Source organism: Acinetobacter sp., from assembly GCF_049284435.1.
Taxonomy (GTDB): domain Bacteria; phylum Pseudomonadota; class Gammaproteobacteria; order Pseudomonadales; family Moraxellaceae; genus Acinetobacter.
Map to the genome: position 1 here is coordinate 1 of NZ_JBAPXX010000072.1, position 5,820 is coordinate 5,820.

General features: G+C 36.6%; 11 protein-coding genes. All 11 read left to right on the top strand.

Features of this window, described 5'->3' with window-relative positions:
* The first annotated feature begins 39 nt into the window (after positions 1–39).
* The 11 genes from WAK81_RS06520 to WAK81_RS06570 all read left to right on the top strand — a co-directional run bounded on the left by WAK81_RS06520 (position 40) and on the right by WAK81_RS06570 (position 5,496).
* Positions 40–201, top strand: a complete 162-nt coding sequence (locus WAK81_RS06520; protein WP_422196175.1) for a type II toxin-antitoxin system HicA family toxin — start codon at positions 40–42, stop codon at positions 199–201.
* Between the two features lie 27 nt (positions 202–228).
* Positions 229–615 carry a type II toxin-antitoxin system HicB family antitoxin gene (locus tag WAK81_RS06525; protein WP_422196176.1) on the top strand — a complete coding sequence of 129 codons (387 nt, stop codon included), beginning with the start codon at positions 229–231 and terminating at the stop codon, positions 613–615.
* Between the two features lie 310 nt (positions 616–925).
* Complete coding sequence (locus WAK81_RS06530; RefSeq protein ID WP_422196183.1) at positions 926–1,075, top strand: hypothetical protein; 150 nt, start codon at positions 926–928, stop codon at positions 1,073–1,075.
* Positions 1,068–1,301, top strand: a complete 234-nt coding sequence (locus WAK81_RS06535; RefSeq protein ID WP_422196177.1) for a hypothetical protein — start codon at positions 1,068–1,070, stop codon at positions 1,299–1,301. The genes WAK81_RS06530 and WAK81_RS06535 overlap by 8 nt, the downstream gene beginning before the upstream one ends.
* A gap of 59 nt (positions 1,302–1,360) precedes the next feature.
* Entirely contained in the window at positions 1,361–1,738 is a 378-nt protein-coding gene (locus tag WAK81_RS06540) for a hypothetical protein (protein WP_422196178.1), read from the top strand.
* A gap of 250 nt (positions 1,739–1,988) precedes the next feature.
* Positions 1,989–2,504, top strand: coding sequence for a glycoside hydrolase family 108 protein (locus WAK81_RS06545; RefSeq protein ID WP_422196182.1), 516 nt, complete (start codon positions 1,989–1,991; stop codon positions 2,502–2,504).
* Between the two features lie 612 nt (positions 2,505–3,116).
* Positions 3,117–3,320 carry a hypothetical protein gene (locus WAK81_RS06550; RefSeq protein WP_422196179.1) on the top strand — a complete coding sequence of 68 codons (204 nt, stop codon included), beginning with the start codon at positions 3,117–3,119 and terminating at the stop codon, positions 3,318–3,320.
* A gap of 308 nt (positions 3,321–3,628) precedes the next feature.
* Positions 3,629–3,898, top strand: a complete 270-nt coding sequence (locus WAK81_RS06555) for a hypothetical protein (RefSeq protein ID WP_005263238.1) — start codon at positions 3,629–3,631, stop codon at positions 3,896–3,898.
* 157 nt (positions 3,899–4,055) lie between these two features.
* Positions 4,056–4,196, top strand: coding sequence for a hypothetical protein (locus WAK81_RS06560; protein ID WP_422196180.1), 141 nt, complete (start codon positions 4,056–4,058; stop codon positions 4,194–4,196).
* A gap of 158 nt (positions 4,197–4,354) precedes the next feature.
* A complete protein-coding gene (locus WAK81_RS06565) occupies positions 4,355–4,642 on the top strand; it encodes a hypothetical protein (RefSeq protein ID WP_422196181.1) in 288 nt (95 codons plus the stop codon).
* Between the two features lie 653 nt (positions 4,643–5,295).
* Complete coding sequence (locus WAK81_RS06570) at positions 5,296–5,496, top strand: hypothetical protein (RefSeq protein WP_180037351.1); 201 nt, start codon at positions 5,296–5,298, stop codon at positions 5,494–5,496.
* Positions 5,497–5,820 lie beyond the last annotated feature (324 nt).

Here is a 5,820-nt window from a genome sequence, read left to right on the forward strand (position 1 = left end):
TCTATTCCCTATTAAAATATTGTTGTGTATAATTACACAATGAACAGCAAAGACATTATTAAGCGTCTAGAGCAGGAAGGCTGGTATAAGGTTGGAGGTAAAGGCGACCATGAAAAGTACAAGCATCCTGATAAACCGGGGCATGTTGTGGTGCCACATCCACGTAAAGATATGCCGATAGGTACTCTACGCAATATATAAACAGGCTGGTTGGGAATGGAGGTAAATATGTTATATCCAGTATATGTTCATAAAGATGAAGATACTGCATACGGTTTAACTTTCCCTGACTTTGAAGGGTGTTTTAGTGCTGCTGATGAAATGCAAGACATTCAGCGCATGGCACAGGAAGCGGTTGAGGTTCACTTTGATGGTGAAGATATTCCGTTGCCCGCGCCGTCAAGCCCAGAACAATGGTTAGGTGATGAGAGATTTGAAGGTGGTTTTTGGTTATTAATTGATATTGATACAACAAAGGTGAATACTAAGTCTATTCGTATTAATGTTAGTATGCCGGAAGCTTTGGTGAAACGCATTGATGCTGTGGCCAAGAAACAACATTTAAGCCGTTCGGCATTTTTAGCCAAAAGCGCGGAAATGGCATTACATCAGTAAAAGTAAATAATCTATATACCCAGCCCTAGTGCTGGGTTTTTATTTTTGAGACACCCATGACAGACAAAGTGCAAGTTAAACAAGACTTAGAATTTTGCAGTGCTGAGCTGTCTAAGTATCAGAATCTCAGTCGCGTAGGTTTAAGACATAGTGAATTGGTCGCAATTGATAATATGATGATGCGGCTTAAAGAGCGGATTAAGAATTTGCGTGAAGTATTATATGCGTGATGCCAAGCGATTAGCAGCAATTCGAAAGCTGCCATGCATCCGATGTGGTAATCCCAATAGCCAAGCCGCTCACTCAAATAGTGCCAAGCATGGTAATTGGCGAGATGCTACCGGGTAAAACCATTGCTTTTAATGGTCAGTGGTGGGGTGTGATTGATGGGGTGAGTGGTAGCTTCTCACATGAAAAGGTCAATGAAACCATTACCGTGGAGCGTATCAGCCGTGACTAATCCTTTGTTTGAATTGCGGAAGCTTTTAAATCCCACACATGCGGAGTACATCGGCACGATTACATCAGTGAAGCATCCGGAATACCGGGTACAGATTGATGGAGGATCTGGACCAGTACTTTGCACATCCGGCACAGCTTATAACTTAGGTGCCAGAGTATTTATCTCAAATCAAGTCATCTTAAGGCCAGCACCGACTGGTCAGCATTCGCAAGTAGAAGTCTAAACTTAAGCAAACAACAGCACTTTTGGGTGCTTTTTTATTACCAAAATTTAGGGGGTCTTATGACCGACAACGAGTCGTATGGGGGCAGAGTAGAGAAGAAGATTGATTCAATGCAGTCTGACATTCGAATGCTGTCCGATCATGTCACCAGATTGACCTTCATTAATGAAGCACATCAGAACGTGAGTGCTGAAAACCGCAAAGATATTGATTCGATTATTACCCGAGTTGGTGCGCTGGAAAACAAATCAGCCCAGCTGGATGGTGGTCTGAATGTAATCCGTATCGCTTTAACACTTCTCGCAGGGGTTTTTATTGGCGTGTGCACATGGGTCGGATCTTCAATTATCCAGAATGCACAAGAAAACTCACTACTTAAAGAGAAAACGGCTCGACTTGAGTCTGATGTATCAACCATTCGGAATTATCAAAAATGAATTTTATACAAGAAAACGTGCTGAAATATATCAGTGTCAAATGGCCCCTAATTGGGGCTTTTTTATTGGGTGTCATTCCTGTTTTACTGCAGGAGAGGGGATTAATACACAGTTGATTCCGGTTGAGTATCACTCACTACTTTTAACCATTGTATTACCTGCATTGGCTTACTTCGGTAAAAAGAAATATCAGCCTGAATTACATCCCGAGCCAACGATTCTAGGCTTTGCAAAACTTCCAGTTGATTCAATCACCTTTGATGAAGCATTCCGGCGTTTAAGTGGGCATGAAGGTGGCTATACCAATGATAAGCGCGATCCGGGCAATTGGACTGGTGGTAAAGTGGGGGTAGGTGTATTAAAAGGCACTAAGTACGGTATTGCTGCAAATACCTATCCAAGTCTGGATATTAAAAATTTATCACTTGCCCAAGCCAAAGAGATTTATAAAAAAGACTGGGGGGATAAATTGGGCGGTAATGGCTTGCATTCAGCTATCACTTTTCAGCTTTGGGATTTTGCGATTAATGCCGGCAAGAAGCGTGCGATTCAGGAACTACAACAAGCAGTTGGTGTAACTGCTGACGGCATCATTGGCCCTAAAACCATGGAAGCTGTAAATGCCCACGATCTAAACGACGTGATTCTTACTTTGACTGCTGAGCGACTAAGGTTCTATAAATCTTTGAGCACATGGCCAACATGGGGCAAAGGCTGGACTAATCGTGTTGCGGATAATTTGAAGTATGCAGCTCAAGATAATTAGTTTAATGCTGTGCCTCCTCTTATCAGGCTGCACAGCTCATTCGATTACGACGAATGTGAATGTGGGGGTATGTGTGAAGGCTCTTTAATGGGCCTAAATTTCCACCTATATATAGTCATTAAAAAATGTAGACTGATTTGTAGACTGTTGAATTATATTTGTAGACTGCTCATGGTGGTTAGTGCGAAGTGTTGCATATATACAATATATTTAAAAACAATGATCTACTGTTATTTATAGCCAATTAGATTAAACGTAAAACAATGTTCTCAGAATTGGCGATTCTAATCCCACTAAAAAAGCCCTAATTTTAGGGCTTTTTTAATTTGATACATCACAAAAATTTTATCGGCCATACAGGAGATTGATTTATGGATCAGCAAAAGCATTGATGTCTGAATCCAATCTCTATACATATACGACAATAGAGTTACGAGTGAAGATTGAATTTACAATAAGCTTTTATGCTGAAGAAAACTGATCGTCGTATAATTCAGTTACCACATATAGAAAATCAATTAAAACATGCAATAACAGACTCAAAATCAATAAACCCATAATAAAAATAGGTGTATATTGAAAATACAATTTCACGCATAAGAGCATCTTCGCATGTCGACTAAATTTATCATCCGTTTTGCTGCGATTTTATTTTCTGTACTCATTCTGACTGCATTAGCCATTCAATTTTTCTTTAAATCGGATGTAACTGTAATTCTATGGATTTTCGCTGTACCTTTCATTTTGGGCATACCAATTTTGGCTTCTATTGTATTGACCACCAATGATGAACTTGATATTCATAGTGTTAATTAGGCTTGAACCTTAAACTGGCGTATTTAAAGCGCCTCTAATCTTTGCTGATAGAGCAGGCGACATTTGCACTTTGTTCAAAAAACAGACCTTATTTTAGAGCAATGCCAGTCAGTTAAGCATGCATCAGAAAGTGTAGTAAAAATGAGTGTATGTTTACGCTCATTTTTTTATCAGGTTACTCCAGAATTTGGATTTAACTCTCAAATAATCATGATTTACATAAATTCTAAGAAATAAGGGAATATTCTTATCATTATTCATTCAAAATAGGTCTTCATCATAAAACTCATCATTTTAGAGAAAACAGAATGCCTAAAAATAATTATCTACCAGCTCTAGAACAAGTTTATGACTTTTTAAAGGAACGACCAGGTTTTAAGGATAAAAGTGAATTTGATAAAGCGGTAGAATATTTTAGAACTCTACATGAAAGTGATCCTCTGGATTTCAGAGTTCAAGCACCGAATACTGTTGCTGGAAAATTTGGTGCTAAAGAGACTATAAATTTAGGGTCTATGCCAGAGTTCAGTAATAAGGAAAATTTTCTTAACTGGATAGATACACAAATTAACCACTAGTTGAAAGACTTTAAGCAAATGCATCATGCGGCAGGTTTTTATTTATTATTCATACATTCATTAACATGTAGTACAGAAAACAATCGAAACTGAGTTGGAAAACTACAAATTTGAATGATAACTTTGTATTCAAATCTTCCCAGTAAAGAGGTGAGCAATGAAGTTGTTGACTTTGGTTAGTATGGGAGTAGCAGCGAGTTATTGTTATAAAACTATGAAAAATGGCAAGCTTGCTCTTTCAAAACCTGACTTTGATGAAAGTGTAAAACGATTTGTACTGCAAGAATTTGCAGCTTAGTCTTCACGATATATTTCCCAAAAAGGCTCATCGGATGATGGGCTTTTTTATTTTCTAAAAACTTATAATTTTAATATTCAGATTAAAAGCAGTTTAATTATAGCCACCATGTTATAAACCTACTTCGTGATCTATTTTAAATAATTAAATGAGAGCTAATGGATGATGAAGAGGTAAATGGATGGTGCGAGCTTATATATTCTGAAGCCTTGAGAATATATAAACCAGCGAAATACAACACAGTCAACACACTTAGATTCTTTGCCCTAATTTTAGAATTATTCGCGGAAATGCAGCATGAGGATGCAATTATTCAAGTAAAGGCTGTGAATGTAAAACTTAAATTGAAATCTAAAAATTATATTTTTTGGGTGTTTGAAATGCCTGATTTTCAGGATAAGACGTTATTTTTAATATACATGTCTAGCAAATTAAGTCAGCTATAAAGTGTCGTTGAAGGCTAAAATCGTCAATTAATTCAACAAGTATAGTTATTTTTTATAAAGCTATAGTTTTTTTATATGTTAATGGGGTATTTATATATTTTTATCAATAGCTTGCTTATTCTCTAGTCGTTGCTTACTTTGACAACATGCCTGAATCAGCGCAAAAGTGATAAAGGGGAAGGCCCATCGAAAGGTGGGCTTTTTTAATATGTACAGCTTATTGAACGAAAAGCAACTTAAAGCAAATGTAAGAGAACAGTTTATTAATACTCTCTATACTTTATTGATAAACTCACAGTGCTATAGTCATTTTGCAAAAACAAGAAGACGCAAATAATACAAAGAAAATGACTACAGCACTAGCCCGCTTATTTGAAAGAGTAAGCGGGCTTTTTAATTGAAAAATTAATGTAATATTATGCTAATGTATAAATTATAGGTTTATATATAATGCATGAATAGATTCTATCGCTGTAGTTTCTTTCCAATTTCAGCCTCCTTCCCTAAGGAGGCATTTTTTTGTCGATAGAAAAGTAATGTTCCAATTACTATTGTGTGTACTCAGTTACACAAATGATCATCGTTGACTATTGAATGAATCTTTCAAATATTTGAGCATGATATTTTATTGGTTAAATAAGTGATGGATCGCCATGATAGATGAAGAAAAGCCTTTGAACTTTGACGACGATAGTGAACCTCAAGATTTTGAAGATGAAGAATTTATCGACGATAAGAAAGAGGATGAAATGTACAATGCTATTACCAAAGATGGTTCTAGTGTTGATCCTGCGGATGATGGGACGCGTCATATTCGCCCTGAAGACGGTGATCCTATAGAAATAGAAGAGTAATAAAAAGCCCAATTCAATATTGGGCTTTTTATCGACTGGTCGATGAGTATAAAAATACAATATTTCCCATTTAGAATTGAGCTGATTTATCAAAATCCCCATCTAGAAAATTTAATTATTCATTGAACTGATTTTTTCACTTAATAACTGATGTTACGCAGCAGCCTTTTTAAAACAAGAAATTTCTGCATAGGCTGCTTTTAAAGAGTTCAGATATATTTTTGCTTTCAGAGCAAAATGATTCATCTTATGATGGATCTTTAATTGCTATAACTTCAGTACACTGCAAATTGATAAGAACAAATGATTACTTTGAGTTGTTAC

What these genes read in the sequence shown, in the direction of transcription:
- WAK81_RS06525 (WP_422196176.1), top strand. Translation starts at nt 229, where the DNA reads ATGTTATATCCAGTATATGTTCATAAAGATGAAGATACTGCATACGGT.
- WAK81_RS06540 (WP_422196178.1), top strand. Translation starts at nt 1,361, where the DNA reads ATGACCGACAACGAGTCGTATGGGGGCAGAGTAGAGAAGAAGATTGAT.
- WAK81_RS06555 (WP_005263238.1), top strand. Translation starts at nt 3,629, where the DNA reads ATGCCTAAAAATAATTATCTACCAGCTCTAGAACAAGTTTATGACTTT.
- WAK81_RS06550 (WP_422196179.1), top strand. Translation starts at nt 3,117, where the DNA reads ATGTCGACTAAATTTATCATCCGTTTTGCTGCGATTTTATTTTCTGTA.
- WAK81_RS06570 (WP_180037351.1), top strand. Translation starts at nt 5,296, where the DNA reads ATGATAGATGAAGAAAAGCCTTTGAACTTTGACGACGATAGTGAACCT.
- WAK81_RS06565 (WP_422196181.1), top strand. Translation starts at nt 4,355, where the DNA reads ATGGATGATGAAGAGGTAAATGGATGGTGCGAGCTTATATATTCTGAA.
- WAK81_RS06560 (WP_422196180.1), top strand. Translation starts at nt 4,056, where the DNA reads ATGAAGTTGTTGACTTTGGTTAGTATGGGAGTAGCAGCGAGTTATTGT.
- WAK81_RS06520 (WP_422196175.1), top strand. Translation starts at nt 40, where the DNA reads ATGAACAGCAAAGACATTATTAAGCGTCTAGAGCAGGAAGGCTGGTAT.